The sequence below is a fragment of the Rhizobium sp. BK512 genome, from assembly GCF_014194915.1.
GTDB lineage: Bacteria > Pseudomonadota > Alphaproteobacteria > Rhizobiales > Rhizobiaceae > Rhizobium.
In genome coordinates, this window is sequence record NZ_JACIAS010000007.1 from 237,448 (window position 1) to 252,973 (window position 15,526).

The window sequence follows — 15,526 nt, forward strand, 5'->3', positions numbered from 1 at the left end:
GGGTGCAGGCGGAAGAGGCTTTGCGGGGCGTCTATCGAAGCGTGCGTGGGCATCTGTTGCAGCGGCTGATTGTCAAATCGCGGCTTGCCTTCAATCCGCGCCGACCGGTCGAGATCGTCGGTTATCTGTCGATGGCGGCAGGTGTGGGCGAATCCGCACGGCTTTGCACTGCCGCGCTTTCCCAGGCAGGCCGTGAGATCATGCTTGCGGATGTCAGCACACATCCGGATGAAGGCAAGCTGGTCGAATGGACGTCCGAGCAAATCTCCGGCGGACAGCCGGGAAGCCGCATATGGCATCTCAATCCGCCCATGCTGCCGCGCGCGATCCTGAAGAAAGGTCTCGGCAATTTCACCCGTGCGTTCAATATCGGTTATTGGGCCTGGGAGCTGGAAGTTGTGCCGGCGGAATGGCGCAATGCCATGCACTATATGAACGCTGTCTTCGTTCCCTCGGAATTCACCAGGCGGGCAATCGCGCCACATACGACTGCACCTGTCATTGTCGTGCCGCACCCGGTGACCGAGCGGCCGGCTGCTGACGGCATCAGGCAGAAGTTCGGGATTGCCGAGGATGCTTTCCTCGTATCGTTCGTCTTCAGCGCCGGTTCCTCGATCAACCGTAAGAACCCGCAGGCGGCGATTAAGGCCTTCAGGCTCTTCAGCGCCGAATGCCCCCATGCCTTCCTGCTGATGAAGGCGAGTGGCAATCCGGTCCGGGACGAGGCACTTCGCGCGCTCATGCAATCCGTGGAAGGCGACCGCAACATCAGGATCGTTACCGACAATCTGGCGAGTTCGGAGATCAACGGCATCATTCGCGATTCCAATGTCTATCTTTCGCTGCATCGTTCGGAGGGTTTCGGCCTGACGGTGGCTGAAGCGATCATGCATCGCACGTCCGTCATCTCGACCGGTTGGTCAGGCACGGCTGATTTCTGCGATCCCGAGAATATATGGCTGGTCGAGCCGTCGCTTATTCCCGTCGTCGACAGCCATCCGGAATTTGCCGATCTCACGAATGCCGTCTGGGCCGATCCTTCACCCGCGACCGCGGCGGCGCATTTGAAGAGCATCTATTCCAATCCCGAGGCTGCGCAGCAGAAAGCAGAGGCGGCGCGGACCTATCTGGTGCGCCACCTCGCCGAGCATAGCTACGACAAGGCGCTTTCACGGCTTTCTGCGATGCAGGCGAGCTAAGCTGAGCGCTTTACTCCCCTTTATTTTAACATTTCCAATTTAGTGATGACTTGTTTTCGGCCGCGGTGCGGCTTCTGGCGGATGGACGGATGTCGAAGGGCATTATTGCAAATTCGGTGATGAATGCGGCGGCGGGCATGCTGCTTCTGGTAACGGGGTTCGTTTCCTCGATCATAACCGCGCGTCTGCTCGGTCCGGAGGCGAACGGCATAGTTGCCTTTTCGCTCTGGCTCGTCGTCACGGGTGCCTCGATTGCCGAACTCGGCTCCAGCATCACGCTGCTGAAGACGCTGCCGCAGCTTTCGGCACAGGGCTACAGTTTCGAGCAACGCAAGGGGTTTGCCTCGATCCTGGTCGCCTTCATGGTCTGTTCCACGTTGGTGCTGCTGGGGCTCTACGCCCTGTTCTTCCTGACATCGGAGGAAATGCACTGGGCCGACACCGCGCCGTCTGTGGCGCTTGTGACAGGTATGCTCTTCTTCATCCAGGCGATCGGCTCCTTCGTCAAATTCTACCTGATCGGTGAAAAACGGCTCGGCACGTTCTTCCAGCTGACGCTGATCGTCTCGGTTTTCCAGCTAGCGGGCGTGGCGGTCGGTGCCGTCTTCTACGGGGTGGAGGGCGTGCTCGTCGGCTACGCGCTCGGCCAGTTGGTGCTTTTCGTTGCTACTTTGCCGATTCTTTTTGCCCGGCGCGATCGCTGCGGCGTATCGCTCAAATATCTGGCCTCGTCGTCCGTGATCCTGTCGATGCAATTCATCATCGACTCGATCTTCCTCAATCGTATCGAACTGCTTTTCCTGCAGCAGTTCTGGTCGGTGGAAATGGTCGGCTTCTATGCGGCGGGTCTGTCGATCGCCAATATAGCGTTGCAGCTTCCGATCCAGATGAGCGGCAGCCTGCTGCCCTATTATTCGGAACGGCGGCACACCAGCGCCGACTCGAAGTTCCCGGTCGAGGCCTTTGCAGCCGTCATCCGCAGCATGGCCTATATCGTGCTGCCCATGAGCCTCGGGCTCGCCGCAATCTCCAGCGAACTGGTGCACGTGGTCTTCGGCGAAGCCTTCGATCGAAGCGGCGGAGTTGTTGCGCTGCTTGCGCTTGTCGCGCCAGCCTACACGCTCATGCAGGTTCTCAGCCTATACCTGCTTTCAATCGACAAGGCCAATGTACGGTTGAAAATCAGTGTGATAGGTGGCCTTCTTATGGTAGTGGGTTGTTTACTCATCGTACCTAGGCTGGCCGCCGAGGGTGCCGCACTTGTGCGCATCGCCGTATTTGTTGCGATGTCGGTAATGATGGTCAGACAAACGGGCTTCGGAACTCAGCTTTCGGGTCTTTATCTCAGCCTTGCGAAGATTGCGCTTGCGGCGGTATTTTGTGCTTGCGGCGCCATCACTGCGCTTGAGCTCATCCAGGGTCCGATCGGTCTTGTTGCTGCGATGATCGCCGGCGCGTTTGCTTACTTCGCTGCGTTGAAAGTCCTCCGTGCCGTTCCGGTCGAAGATATCCAGGTGCTGCGCTCGATCCTCGACAAGATACCGGCTCTCCTGCAGGGACCAGCAAGGCGTGTCGTCAATTTCATCTCTACGCCGACCCCCGAACGTGGGGAGAAGAAGCCTGATAACGAAGAGTTCTCGCGCGAGCCGGCCGAAGGCGCCGGCCGTGCCGCTGCCCTTCCTGTTGTGTTCGACGGGACGATCGGTCTCTTCATGCCGGAAAAGGCTGATGTTGAAAAACGCTCGGCTGCCGTTCTTTTCGTGAGCCCCTGGGGCTTCGAAGAAATGTGCACGCGGAAATTCTATCGCGTCGCGGCGGAGCATTTCTCTGACATTGGCGTGCCGAGCCTGCGTTTTGACTATACGGGAACGGGTGACGCGCTCGATTTCGGCGATCAGGCACCCGGTCTGGAAATCTGGAAGAATTCCATCCGCGCGGCAGCTTCAAAATTGAAGATGCTCAGCGGTTGCTCGCAGGTCATTCTTGTCGGCCAGGGTCTCGGCGGCACGCTTGCTCATCTGACCTGCCACACGATCGAGGGCGTCGACAGCATCGTGCTGCTGGCGCCTGTCCTCAGCGGCAGGGGGCATCTGCGCGAAATCAACATGTGGTCGCGGATCATTCATGCCGACCTCGGTCTCGGCAAGGAGCATGCGCAAAGCGCCCAGGTTCAGATCGCCGGCCTGACCTTGCCGGACACGATTGCTGCCGAAATCGGCAAACTCAATATCGGTTCGCCGCAGGAGCTTGCGGCGCCGAATTACCTTGTCCTCGAACGCCCGGCTCGGGTTGATGACACGAGTTTCGCGGACGCCCTGAAGGCACTCGGCGGCAATGTCGAGCAGCGCGTTTTCGAAGGCTATGACGAACTGGTCACGAACCCGCTGTTTGCCAAGACGCCGATGGCAGTCATCGAGCTGCTTGCCGAATGGCTTGTCGAGACAACCGCTCCTGCCCCGTCCGTCGGTCGCTCTTCGCAGGAGGTCGAAAACCGGCCGCTCGCAGGTGATGGTTTTGAGGAGATTCCGGTTCGTTTCGGCGCCTTCCAGCATCTGATCGGCGTCGTCAGCCGGCCGCAGGGCGAGATCAAGGGTAACGCCGTGCTCTTCATGTCGACGGCCTATGACCGCCATGCCGGCTGGGGCCGGACGACTGTCGATATGGCGCGCGAGCTCGCTCGCCAGGGCGTCGTTTCGCTGCGCTTCGATTCTGCCAATGTCGGCGACAGCGTTCCGCGTCCGGATGCCCCGGAACAGGTTCTCTATTCCGCGACACAGACGGACGATGCGCTGGCCTCCATCGATTTGCTGGAAAGCTTCGTCGCCGGCCCGATCATGGTCGCGGGTCGCTGTAGCGGCGGTTATGTGGCTTTTCGCGCGGGTATCGAGGACGAGCGCCTGAAGGCGATCGTTTCCATCAATCCCTTCGTTTACTACTGGGATCCGGAAATGCCGGTGCGGCGCGAGCACGTCGTCTCGGTTCCTCGCAGCGTCGACGATTACGGCCAGCGGATGATGCGGCTCGACACGGTCAGGCGGCTGTTCCGCGGGGAGGTCGATGTTTTCGCTGCTTTGCAGAATATCTTTATCGCGGTCGGCCGCCGGCTTTCGCCGCGCATCGCGCCGCTTGTGGAACTCATTCCGGGCCGTCGTCATATCGCACGCCAGGTGCGTCAGTCTTTTGCGGCGCTTGGCAAACGCAAGGTGCCGCTGACGCTGATCTACAGCGAAGGCGATGTCGGTCTCGACCACATGTATTTCCACTTCGGTCCGGGTGGCCACAAGTTCGCCCGGCATCCGAACGTGCGTCTGGTGATGCTGCAGGATGCAGACCACAATCTGACGCCGCCGGAATCGCGCAAGCTGGTACTGGACGAGATCGTCCGGCTGGCGAAAGCCTAGGAATTTCCGGATCTTTTAAGTGGCAATGCCGATTGAGCGGTAGAGGTCGATATAACGGTCCGCAACGGCATCCCACGAATAGGCGTGGGCGGCCTGCATGAGGCTCTCCCGCAAGGACGAACCCTCGACGGTGACGTCGCGATAGGCTTTCTCGATCGCATCCGCCGCGAGTTCCGGCTTCGTGAAGTCGGCAAGGATGATTTCCTCATGCCGTCCTGCGAGCGCGCGATAGGCCTCGTTGATGTTGAGGACCGGCTGCAGGCCAGCGCTCATCGCTTCCAGCGCAACGATGCCGAAGCCTTCATATTCCGATGCCGAAGCCATGAGTGATGCCTCGGCAATGATGCCGCGGATCGCGTGATTGTCCGGCGAAATGGTCAGGGTTACGGATGCTTCCAACGATCTTGCGGCAATCTCCCGCCTGACGTCAGCAGCATCGAGATCGGATTCGGCGCCGACAACGTCCAGATGCCAATCGGGATTGCGTTTTACGAGTGCTGCCACCGCATCCAGCAGAAGATCGAGCCGTTTGTTTACGGAGAAGCGCCCGATCGTGATGATGCGTCGCTCGGGCGTGCGCGAGGCGGCATCGGCGAATTTGCCGATATCGGCGCCATTCTCGATGGTCATGCCATCGGGGACGATCTGGATGAACTGGCTGAGGTCCGACGCGCTGCAGCAGACGACGCGGCGATAGGCGATCGCCGAGAGGCGTGTCAACGTTCGGAACCATATCTTCTTGATAACAAGAAATTTCTTCGTGTGAAAGAAACCGCCATGGGTCGTGACGACCATGGGCTTGCGGTGCCGGAACCTGCCCCAAGCGAGCGCGTCGAAGAAGAAGTCGATCGCATGGACATGGATAAGATCGGCGTCGCCGATATGGCGGAAGACCTGTGGTGCTACCGGATAGCGACTGCTGCCGGACCAGGGGATACGGACAACCTCGATGCCGTCGATGGTTTCGCGCGCGGGAAGCTTGTCGTCGGGAGCGGTGAAGAGGGAATCAAGCGTGACAACACGGACGCGGTAGCCGCGTTTCAACGTTTGCCGGGCAAGATTGGCGACCACATCCTCAAGGCCGCCACGGTTGGGCAGAAACTGCCGTACGACGTGCACGATGAGGGGCGCAGCTTTCGGCTGCGGGCTGTTCTCGACGGTCTCTACCACGGAGAGGGACATTTCCCACCTGTTCTCTATGGGAATGACCAGCCATACCGAGCCTTAAGGTGCGGTATATGAGGAAGTGACCCTCCGGCTTTATTGGTGCGATGGTTAACCGCTTTAGAATGCCTTGAAGGTCAATGTCGTCAGCGAGCGAACGATGCCGGGGATATTGGCGATGTTGTCGTTGATGAATTTGCCGATATCCTGGCCTTCCTCGATGTAGACCTTGAGCAGCAGGTCGTAGTTGCCTGATGTCGAATAGAGCTCCGAGACCAGCTCGGTCTTGTAGATGGCGTCGGCGACCTCGTAGGTCTTGCCGGGGGCGCACTGGAGCTGGACGAAAATCGGCTTCATGGGAATTTCCTGCATCGAATTCTGATGGCGCGCATAATGGTCGAAAGCGCGTCCGCGATGCAAGCCTTCCTTACGTGTCGGAACCCGAATGGGCTTCGGAGACGATCCAGTCGCGAAAAGCGGCAAGCGGCGCGTAATCGGCGCGCTCCGGCGGAAAGGCGAGATAATAACGCTCGCGGCTCTCCATCTCGCGGTCGACGGCAGCAACGAGATCGCCGCGCTCCAGCTCATCCTGGATGAGGAAGGTTGGCAGAAGGGCGACGCCTAGGCCCGCGATGGCCGCCTGTGCTGCGGTGGCAAACTGGTCGAACAGCATGCCATGCACGCTTTCGAAGGCGACGCCGTTATCGGCAAACCAGCGCTCCCAGGCGTCGGAACGGGTCGTCAGATGCAGGAGCGGCACCGAGAGCAGATCTTCCGGCCGGGTGATCTCGTTGCGCTTGAAGAAATCCGGACTGCAGGCGGGCAGCGTGCGCTCCGACATCAGGAAGGCGAGTTCGGCGCCCGGCCAGTGCGGATGGCCGAAGTGGATGGCTGCATCGATGGAATCGAGACGGAAATCGAAGGAGGAGAGCCGGGTGACGAGGTTGATCGTGACACCGGGGTTGGCACCGAGAAAACGGCCCAGGCGTGGCGCCAGCCAGCGTGTGCCGAAGGTTGGCAGGATCGCAAGGTTCAACGTGCCGCCGTGCGGGTTGGCGCGCAGGTTCAGCGAGGCGCTGGAGATGCGTCGCAGCGCTTCCCGGATTTCGCGGGCATAGGCATCGCCGGCAAGAGTAAGGCGCACGGTCTGGCGCTCGCGCAGGAACAGTTCGACCCCAAGATGTTCCTCAAGCGCCTTGATCTGGCGGCTGACGGCGCTCTGTGTCAGGTCAAGCTCGCGGGCGGCAGATGTTACGCTGCCGGTGCGGGCGACCGCTTCGAAGGCGGCAAGATGAGCAATCGATGGCAGAAAGCGCCTTGGTGCAAGCATGATCATTCCATTTTAGAATGAGCTATTTCCGAAACGTCGATATTCACCGCCTAAGAGCCCTTGTAAAGAACTTCATCCTGCAAAATCGGAATGAACGCGGAGTTTTCTTCAATGCCCGGCGCTTTCGTCTCCACGGACCGCATCCGTTCGCTTTTCACCGAAGCCATGTCACAGATGTACCGGACGGAGGTGCCGCAATACGGGACGCTGATCGAGCTTGTGGGGGAGGTCAACGCCGAAGTCCTCGCGAAAGACCAGGAACTTAGCGAGCGGCTTCGGCGTGCAGGTGAGCTCGAGCGCATCGATGTCGAGCGCCACGGTGCGATCCGTCTCGGAACGGCTGAGGAACTCTTCACCATCCGACGGCTCTTTGCCGTTATGGGCATGCAGTCGGTCGGTTATTACGATCTCTCGGTCGCCGGTGTTCCCGTGCATTCTACCTGCTTCAGGCCTGTCGAAGAAAAGGCGCTGAACGTCAATCCGTTCCGTGTCTTTACCTCGCTGTTGCAGCTGGAATTGATCGAGGACGCGGAATTGCGCGCCGAAGCCGCTGATATCCTGGCCAAGCGGCAGATCTACACGCCGCGCGCCATCAAACTCATCGAGCAGCATGAGAAGGCTGGTGGACTGACGGAAGCGGAAGCTGCAGAATTTGTCGCCGAGGCGCTGGAAACCTTCCGCTGGCATGGCGAGGCAACCGTCAGTGCCGAGACCTACAAGCGCCTGCATGACGCACACCGCCTCATTGCCGATGTCGTCAGCTTCAAGGGCCCACATATCAACCATCTCACTCCGCGCACGCTCGATATTGATGAAGTGCAGCGGCGTATGCCGGAGCGCGGCATCACGCCGAAGGCCGTCATCGAAGGACCGCCGCGGCGCAATTGCGATATCCTGCTGCGGCAGACGAGTTTCAAGGCGCTGGAAGAGCCGATTGCCTTCACGGATGCTGCCGGCACGAAGGCAGGCACGCATACGGCTCGATTTGGCGAGATAGAACAGCGTGGCGTTGCGCTGACGGCCAAGGGCCGGGCGCTCTACGATCGCTTGCTCGCCTCGGTGCGCGGCGAAGTGCAGGTCGGCGCATCCGGGGCCAAGGCCGGCGACTATGGTGTCGAGCTCGCGGGACGATTCAAGGCATTGCCGGACGGTTGGGACGAGTTGCGGCGCGAAGGACTGGCCTTCTTCCACTATTCGGCGACGCCTGAAGGTCTTGCTGCGAAGGGCCAATTGCCGTCCGATCCGGAGGCCCTGATCGCCAAAGGTTATCTGCGTTTCGATCCTGTCATCTACGAGGATTTCCTGCCCGTCAGCGCGGCCGGTATCTTCCAGTCGAATCTCGGCACGGACCAGCAGCAGAATTATGCGACACGTTCGAACAGGGCGGCTTTCGAGGAGGCGCTTGGCGCCGACGTGCAGGACGAGCTCGCGCTTTATGCCGAGCGGCAGGCCGCATCGCTTGATATGGCCATGGAAGAGCTCGGCCTTTCGGGCCTGAAGCTGAAGACGGTCGCCTGACAATCGGCCGCTTCCGCAGGGGCGGGAGCGGCGCTAGAGTACCGATTTCGATCCAGACTGGACTGTCCGATGCTCAATGATCCGCGCTCCCACGGCCTGTGGGAAAAGACTGCTCCCCAGCCACCCGTCACGTCTGTACTGTCAGGCGCCGTCGATGCCGATGTTGTCATTGTCGGCGGCGGCTATACCGGCCTTTCTTCCGGCCTGCATCTGGCCGAGGCCGGATCGCGGGTTGTGCTCCTAGAGGCGAAGGAGATCGGCTTCGGCGGCGCAGGCCGCAATGTCGGGCTCATCAATGCCGGCATGTGGGTCATGCCTGATGATCTGCCCGGGGTGCTCGGCCCCGTCTACGGCGAGCGGCTGCTCGACCTGCTCGGCAATGCACCGCGGCTGGTGATGGAGCTGATCGAAAAGCACGGGATCGCCTGTGAGCTCGAAAAGCAAGGTACGCTTCATTGCGCCGTCGGCGTCGACGGTCTGAAGGAAGTCGAGGAGCGCTACAAGCAGTGGTCGGCGCGGGGTGCGCCTGTCGCACTGCTCGATGCCGATGAGACTGCAAAACGCATTGGCACGAATGCCTATGCCGGCTCGCTGCTCGACATGCGGGCCGGCACGCTGCAACCGCTTGCCTATGCGCGCGGGCTGGCGCATGCCGCCCAGAAGGCGGGCGTTGTGCTGCACACGGCAAGCTCTGTCATTGCGACCGAGCGGCAAGGCAGCCGGTGGGTGGTGAAGACGGAGCATGGGCAGGTAACGGCTGATTGGATCATCGTGGCGACGGATGCCTACAGCACCGGCCCGTGGGAACAGGTGCGCAACGAACAGGTATTTCTGCCCTATTTCAATTTCGCCACCGTCCCACTCGGCCATAATCTGCGTCAGTCGATCCTGCCCAATCGCGAGGGCGTATGGGATACGAAGGAAATTCTCTCGTCCTTCCGGATGGATCAGGCTGGCCGCCTGGTCTTCGGAAGTGTCGGGGCGCTGCGCAATACCGGCCTGTCCGTGCACAAGGGCTGGGCCAAGCGCGCGCTGAAGCGGCTCTTCCCCGAGATCGGCGACGCCGAATTCGAGTGCGAATGGTACGGGCAGATCGGCATGACTGACAACGCCCTGCCGCGTTTCCACAAATTCGCCCCCAATGTCATCGGCTTTTCGGGCTATAATGGCCGCGGGATTGCGCCCGGCACGGTGTTCGGCCGCACATTGGCGGAGCATATTCTTGGCCGGATTGGCGAAGCGGATCTGCCTTTGCCGCTGACCGACCCTCGTGAGCAGAGCTTCCGCGCGCTTAGGGAACTATGGTACGAAGCCGGCGCTCAGGTCGCCCATTTCGCCGATGCCCGTTTCTGAGAACAACAAGACTGGAACCACGACAATGAACATCGCCGTCCTCGATCTCGCCACCGAAACCGCCAAGCTGCTCGCCGATCTCGGCGTCGATGCCAGGAGCTATACGGGCGGTACGCTGTCCGTCACCTCGCCGATCACAGGCAAGGAAATCGGCAAGCTGAAGGAGCATTCCGTCGCCGACGCCAAGGCGGCGATCGATGCGGCACACAAGGCTTTCCTCGAATGGCGGGCCGTTCCGGCGCCGAAGCGCGGCGAGCTGGTCCGCCTGCTCGGCGAGGAACTGCGCGCCTCCAAGGTGGCGCTCGGCCGCCTGGTTTCGATCGAAGTCGGAAAGATCACTTCGGAAGGCCTTGGCGAAGTACAGGAAATGATCGATATCTGCGATTTCGCCGTCGGTCTTTCCCGCCAGCTCTACGGGCTGACGATTGCTACCGAGCGGGCCGAGCATCGCATGATGGAAAGCTGGCATCCGCTTGGCGCCATCGGTATCATTTCGGCCTTCAACTTCCCGGTTGCCGTCTGGTCCTGGAATGCCGCGCTTGCCATCGTCTGCGGCAATTCCACCGTCTGGAAGCCTTCCGAAAAGACGCCGCTGACGGCTCTTGCCGTGCAGGCCCTGTTTGAGAAGGCGTTGAAGCGTTTCGTCGCCGAAGGCGGCAAAGCACCGGCAAATCTCTCTACTCTGTTGATCGGCGGCCGCGAGATCGGCGAAGTGCTGGTCGACCATCCGAAGATCCCGCTGGTTTCGGCGACCGGCTCCACCGCCATGGGCCGCGCCGTCGGCCCGCGCCTGTCGCAGCGCTTTGCCCGCGCGATCCTGGAACTTGGCGGCAACAATGCCGCGATCGTCTGCCCAACGGCCGATCTCGACCTGACGCTGCGCGGTGTTGCCTTTGCGGCCATGGGCACGGCCGGCCAACGCTGCACGACGCTGCGCCGTCTCTTCGTGCATGAGAGCGTCTATGACCAGCTCGTTCCGCGGCTGAAGAAGGCCTATGGCTCGGTGACGATCGGCAATCCGCTGGAAACCGGTACACTGGTCGGCCCGTTGATCGATGGTCAGGCCTTCGAGAAGATGCAGACGGCCCTCGTCCAAGCAAGGGCTGCCGGTGGCGCCGTCGTCGGTGGTGAGCGTGTCGACAACGGTTCGGCAGAAGCCTTCTATGTTCGCCCCGCGCTCGTCGAAATGCGGGAGCAGACCGGCCCGGTGGAGCACGAAACCTTCGCACCGATCCTGTACGTCATCAAGTACAGCGATTTCGATGCCGTGCTGGAACTGCACAACGCTGTCCCACAGGGCCTGTCGTCCTCGATCTTCACCAACAATATGCGCGAAGCGGAAACCTTCCTCTCCTCGCGTGGCTCGGATTGCGGAATCGCCAACGTCAATATCGGTCCATCCGGTGCTGAAATCGGCGGAGCCTTTGGCGGGGAGAAAGAGACGGGCGGCGGCCGTGAATCGGGTTCGGACGCCTGGAAGGCTTACATGCGCCGTTCCACCAACACCGTCAATTACGGCAAGACCTTGCCGCTGGCGCAGGGCGTCAAGTTCGACGTCGAATAAGCTGACGCATTGGAACCACAAAAGCGACGCCTCACCGGCGTCGCTTTTTTTTGACGAAATCCGGATTTATTCCCTGCGAAGATGAAAAATTGAGTCAAGATAATGTGATGATTTTTTTGACTTCGAAACTTGAACTAAGCAGTCAACAAAAATATACGCCTGCCATCACCCTTGGGAGCTCGGGTGACATCGCCACGGAGGCCATCATGAAAATTGCTCTTAACCGTCTTTCCGGCGCGTTCGCGCTTGCCGCTTCACTTCTCGCCGCCACCGCGCTCGCAGGCAGCGCCTATGCGCAGGAGTCCGAAGGTATCGTCGTTTACAATGCCCAGCACGAAAGCCTGGGCCGTGAATGGATCGACGCCTTCACCAAGGAGACCGGCATCAAGGTCACCATGCGCCAGGGCAGCGACATGCAATTCGCAAACCAGATCATCCAGGAAGGCGATGCTTCACCTGCCGATGTATTCCTGACGGAAAACTCGCCGGCGATGACGCTGGTCGACGGTGCCGGCTTGTTTGCGCCGATCGAGAAGGACACGCTGGATCAGGTTCCCGAGCAGTATCGACCGGCTGACGGCATGTGGACCGGCATTGCTGCCCGCACCACCGTTTTCGCCTATGACAAGACGAAGCTGACGGAAGACAAGCTGCCGAAGTCGATGCTCGACCTGCAGGATCCGGCCTGGAAAGGCCGTTGGGGCGCGGCTCCCGCCGGCGCCGACTTCCAGGCCATCGTTGCCGCTCTGCTGCAGCTGAAGGGCGAAGACGCCACCAAGGCCTGGCTAAAGGGTCTCAAGGACAATGCCACGCCTTACAAGGGCAACAGCGTCGCCATGAAGGCCGTCAATGCCGGCGAGGTCGAAGGCGCGATCATCTATCACTACTACTGGTTCGGCGATCAGGCCAAGACCGGCGAAAACAGCAAGAATGTCGGCCTGCATTATTTCAAGAACCAGGATCCGGGCGCTTTTGTTTCCGTTTCCGGCGGCGGTGTCCTGAAGTCCACGCAGCACATGAAGGAAGCTCAGGCTTTCATCAAGTATCTGACCAGCAAGGCCGGTCAGGCGGTTCTCAAGGATGGCGATTCCTATGAATACGCCGTCGGCAAGGACGCCGCTTCCAACGACAAGCTCACTCCGCTTGCCGACCTTGACGCGCCGAAGGTCGAAGCCTCGACGCTGGACAGCAAGAAGGTCGTGGAGCTGATGACGGCCGCCGGCCTCATCTAACCTTTCTGCCGCAGGCTTCTTCCGGCCAAAACTATTGCTTTTGGCTCAAGAAAACCTTAGGGCATGACGAAATCCGGCAACCGCTCTTCAAAAGCGGTTGCCTTCCTTTTTCAGCGTGTGAAGGCATCGGCCTTGCTGCAGGACAATAGATTGCTTGCATCCGGCAAGAAGGCGCCGGTGACGCCAGGGGCCGCGCGAATGAGTTTGCCGCGCGGACGCATGCCGCACGCTTCCGTCGTTCTCCTCGCCTCCATCGTCGCGGTCTTCAGCCTTGTGCCGCTCGGCTTCATTGCCTGGGTGACCTATGATGTCGGCTGGGAAACGGTGAAGACGCTGGTTTTCCGCCCGCGCGTCGGCGAGCTTCTCGTCAATACGGTTCTCCTGGAATCGATCACCATTCCGCTGTCGATCGTGCTTGCCGTCACCCTCGCCTGGCTGACGGAGCGGACGGACATCCCTTTCGCACGGTTCTGGGCATGGCTGGCGATCGCCCCGCTCGCCGTGCCGGCCTTCGTGCATTCCTATGCCTGGGTGAGCCTGCTTCCGGGCATGCGAGGGTTGCAGAGCGGCGTTTTCGTTTCGGTGCTCGCCTATTATCCTTTCCTATACCTGCCGGTTGCCGCCGCCCTTCGCCGGCTTGATCCGGCAATCGAGGATGCTGCGGCCTCGCTTGGCCTCGATCCGTGGCGCGTCTTCTTCCGCACGATCCTGCCGCAGCTGCGCCTTGCCATCTGCGGCGGCTCGCTACTGATCGCACTGCACTTGCTGTCGGAATACGGACTGTTCGTGATGATCCGCTTCGACACGTTTGCAACCGCGATCGTCGACCAGTTCCAGTCTTCCTACAACAGCCCGGCTTCCAACATGCTCGGTGGCGTGCTCGTCGCCTGTTGCCTGTTCCTGCTCGGCCTCGAGATCCTGTTGCGCGGCAATGAGCGATATGCGCGCGTCGGCTCCGGTTCGGCGCGCCCTGCCGATCGCCGCCGGCTCGGCTGGTTCGTGGCGCCTGCCTTGGCACTGCCGATCATCCTCGCAGTGCTGACGCTCGGCGTGCCGCTGATTACGCTCGGTCGCTGGCTTTATCTCGGTGGGCTCGGCATCTGGCGCCTCGAGGTCGTGAGCGCCTTTGTGCAGACGATCGTTCTCGCCATTGCCGGCGGCGTGCTGACGACAATCGCCGCTGCCCCCATGGCCTGGCTCTCGGTGCGCGCGCCGGGCCGCCTCCAGCGTATTCTCGAAGCCTGCCACTATTATGTCGGTTCGCTGCCGGGCGTCGTCGTGGCGCTCGCGCTGGTTTCCATCACCGTCCGACTTATTCTGCCGCTCTACCAGACCTTTGCAACGTTGCTCGTTGCCTATGTGCTGCTGTTCCTGCCCCGCGCCATGGTGGGCTTGCGCGCCAGCATCGCGCAGGCGCCTGTCGAGCTGGAGCGCGCGGCAATGGGGCTTGGCCGCACGCCGGGACAGGCAGTGCGCCAGATCACCATGCGTCTTGCAGCGCCGGGGGCTGCCGCCAGCATGGCCCTTGCCGCGCTCGGCATCACCAATGAATTGACGGCCACGCTGATGCTGTCGCCGAACGGCGTCGATACACTCGCGACGAAATTCTGGTCGCTGACCAGCGAGATCGATTATGTCTCGGCAGCACCCTACGCCTTCATGATGGTCGTGTTGTCACTGCCGCTCACCCTCATGCTCTATGCCCAATCGAAACGGACTGCCGGCCAATGACGCTGCTTACCATCGACACTATCAGCAAGCGTTATGGCCCGGTTCAGGCCCTGAAGGATATTTCGCTCGAAGTTCAGGCAGGCAGCCGCACGGCGGTCGTCGGTCCCTCCGGTTCCGGCAAGACGACGCTGCTGCGCATCATCGCCGGTTTCGAACAGCCTGATGTCGGCAGGGTGATGCTCGATGGTGAGGTGCTCGCCGACGGGCCGGCCTGTGTTCCCGCCCACAAGCGCGGCATCGGCATCGTTTCGCAGGATGGCGCTCTCTTTCCACATCTGAGTGTCGCTGAAAACATCGGTTTCGGTTTCGAGCGCGGGGCGCCCGATCGCGAAAAGCGTATTCGCGACCTTCTGGAAATGGTGGAACTGGAAAACAGCATGCTGGATCGCCGGCCGCATCAGCTTTCGGGCGGCCAACAGCAGCGTGTGGCGCTTGCCCGCGCGCTCGGTCGTCGTCCGCGCCTCATGCTGCTCGATGAACCCTTTTCCGCGCTGGATACAGGCCTTCGGGAAAATATGCGCAAGGCGGTTGCCCGCGTCCTGCAGACGGCTGGCATCACTGCCGTTCTCGTGACCCATGATCAGGGCGAGGCCCTTTCCTTTGCCGATCAGGTTGCGGTACTGCGCGAGGGCAAGCTGGTGCAGGCCGGCACGCCGCAGACGCTCTATCTCAAGCCGCGGGATCGCGAGACGGCGCTTTTCCTTGGTGATGCGGTGATGCTGCCCGCTATCATCAAGAACGGCTTTGCCGATTGCGCGCTTGGTAGTGTGCCGGTTGAGGGGGCCCATCAGGGCAAAGCGGAAATCATGTTGCGGCCGGAGCAGATCCGTGTCGTCGTCGACGAGGCCAACGCGAAATACGGCGGGCGTGTCGTGGATGTGGAATTCGGCGGCGCGACTTGCACGGTGGCAGTGTCGCTTGCGGCTGTCGCCCTGCCGCCGATCCTGATCAAGACATCAAGCGTGGCATTGCCGACGCGAGGCGATCTCGTTCGCCTCGATATCGCCGGCAAGGCGCATGTCTTCGTGCGGTAA

The 15,526-nt window shown here is 61.0% G+C and carries 11 protein-coding genes; 8 read left to right on the forward strand and 3 right to left on the reverse strand.

Annotated features, from left to right (window positions below):
• The first annotated feature begins 20 nt into the window (after positions 1-20).
• On the forward strand, positions 21-1,199 hold the full coding sequence (locus FHX06_RS24495; RefSeq protein WP_183881301.1) for a glycosyltransferase family 4 protein: 1,179 nt from the start codon (positions 21-23) through the stop codon (positions 1,197-1,199).
• Positions 1,200-1,288: 89 nt separating this feature from the next.
• Positions 1,289-4,600, forward strand: a complete 3,312-nt coding sequence (locus FHX06_RS24500; protein ID WP_183881162.1) for an oligosaccharide flippase family protein — start codon at positions 1,289-1,291, stop codon at positions 4,598-4,600.
• A gap of 15 nt (positions 4,601-4,615) precedes the next feature.
• On the opposite strand, the gene FHX06_RS24505 is transcribed toward FHX06_RS24500, so the two are convergent.
• From FHX06_RS24505 to FHX06_RS24515, 3 genes are all read right to left on the reverse strand, one after another.
• Positions 4,616-5,782, reverse strand: coding sequence for a glycosyltransferase family 4 protein (locus tag FHX06_RS24505; protein WP_183881164.1), 1,167 nt, complete (start codon positions 5,780-5,782; stop codon positions 4,616-4,618).
• A 102-nt stretch (positions 5,783-5,884) separates the two neighbouring features.
• Positions 5,885-6,121 (reverse strand): Lrp/AsnC ligand binding domain-containing protein, encoded by a 237-nt coding sequence (locus FHX06_RS24510; RefSeq protein WP_007825394.1) that lies wholly within the window; start codon positions 6,119-6,121, stop codon positions 5,885-5,887.
• A 70-nt stretch (positions 6,122-6,191) separates the two neighbouring features.
• Positions 6,192-7,100, reverse strand: a complete 909-nt coding sequence (locus FHX06_RS24515; RefSeq protein ID WP_112544812.1) for a LysR family transcriptional regulator — start codon at positions 7,098-7,100, stop codon at positions 6,192-6,194.
• A 105-nt stretch (positions 7,101-7,205) separates the two neighbouring features.
• Here FHX06_RS24515 and FHX06_RS24520 point away from each other — a divergent pair, with 105 nt between their 5' ends.
• From FHX06_RS24520 to FHX06_RS24545, 6 genes are all read left to right on the forward strand, one after another.
• Positions 7,206-8,612 carry a VOC family protein gene (locus FHX06_RS24520; RefSeq protein ID WP_183881166.1) on the forward strand — a complete coding sequence of 469 codons (1,407 nt, stop codon included), beginning with the start codon at positions 7,206-7,208 and terminating at the stop codon, positions 8,610-8,612.
• 69 nt (positions 8,613-8,681) lie between these two features.
• Positions 8,682-9,965, forward strand: coding sequence for an NAD(P)/FAD-dependent oxidoreductase (locus tag FHX06_RS24525; RefSeq protein WP_112970763.1), 1,284 nt, complete (start codon positions 8,682-8,684; stop codon positions 9,963-9,965).
• A 25-nt stretch (positions 9,966-9,990) separates the two neighbouring features.
• Positions 9,991-11,529: an aldehyde dehydrogenase family protein gene (locus FHX06_RS24530; RefSeq protein ID WP_183881168.1), complete on the forward strand. Its 1,539-nt coding sequence runs from the start codon at positions 9,991-9,993 to the stop codon at positions 11,527-11,529.
• 206 nt (positions 11,530-11,735) lie between these two features.
• Positions 11,736-12,761 carry an iron ABC transporter substrate-binding protein gene (locus FHX06_RS24535; RefSeq protein WP_112545013.1) on the forward strand — a complete coding sequence of 342 codons (1,026 nt, stop codon included), beginning with the start codon at positions 11,736-11,738 and terminating at the stop codon, positions 12,759-12,761.
• A 63-nt stretch (positions 12,762-12,824) separates the two neighbouring features.
• Positions 12,825-14,492 (forward strand): ABC transporter permease, encoded by a 1,668-nt coding sequence (locus FHX06_RS24540; protein ID WP_183881170.1) that lies wholly within the window; start codon positions 12,825-12,827, stop codon positions 14,490-14,492.
• Positions 14,489-15,526, forward strand: coding sequence for an ABC transporter ATP-binding protein (locus tag FHX06_RS24545; RefSeq protein WP_112970766.1), 1,038 nt, complete (start codon positions 14,489-14,491; stop codon positions 15,524-15,526). The genes FHX06_RS24540 and FHX06_RS24545 overlap by 4 nt, the downstream gene beginning before the upstream one ends.

Coding starts and splice junctions, on each gene's coding strand:
- FHX06_RS24500 (WP_183881162.1), top strand. CDS start 1,289: ATGTCGAAGGGCATTATTGCAAATTCGGTGATGAATGCGGCGGCGGGC.
- FHX06_RS24505 (WP_183881164.1), bottom strand. CDS start 5,782: ATGTCCCTCTCCGTGGTAGAGACCGTCGAGAACAGCCCGCAGCCGAAA.
- FHX06_RS24510 (WP_007825394.1), bottom strand. CDS start 6,121: ATGAAGCCGATTTTCGTCCAGCTCCAGTGCGCCCCCGGCAAGACCTAC.
- FHX06_RS24515 (WP_112544812.1), bottom strand. CDS start 7,100: ATGATCATGCTTGCACCAAGGCGCTTTCTGCCATCGATTGCTCATCTT.
- FHX06_RS24520 (WP_183881166.1), top strand. CDS start 7,206: ATGCCCGGCGCTTTCGTCTCCACGGACCGCATCCGTTCGCTTTTCACC.
- FHX06_RS24525 (WP_112970763.1), top strand. CDS start 8,682: ATGCTCAATGATCCGCGCTCCCACGGCCTGTGGGAAAAGACTGCTCCC.
- FHX06_RS24530 (WP_183881168.1), top strand. CDS start 9,991: ATGAACATCGCCGTCCTCGATCTCGCCACCGAAACCGCCAAGCTGCTC.
- FHX06_RS24535 (WP_112545013.1), top strand. CDS start 11,736: ATGAAAATTGCTCTTAACCGTCTTTCCGGCGCGTTCGCGCTTGCCGCT.
- FHX06_RS24540 (WP_183881170.1), top strand. CDS start 12,825: ATGACGAAATCCGGCAACCGCTCTTCAAAAGCGGTTGCCTTCCTTTTT.
- FHX06_RS24545 (WP_112970766.1), top strand. CDS start 14,489: ATGACGCTGCTTACCATCGACACTATCAGCAAGCGTTATGGCCCGGTT.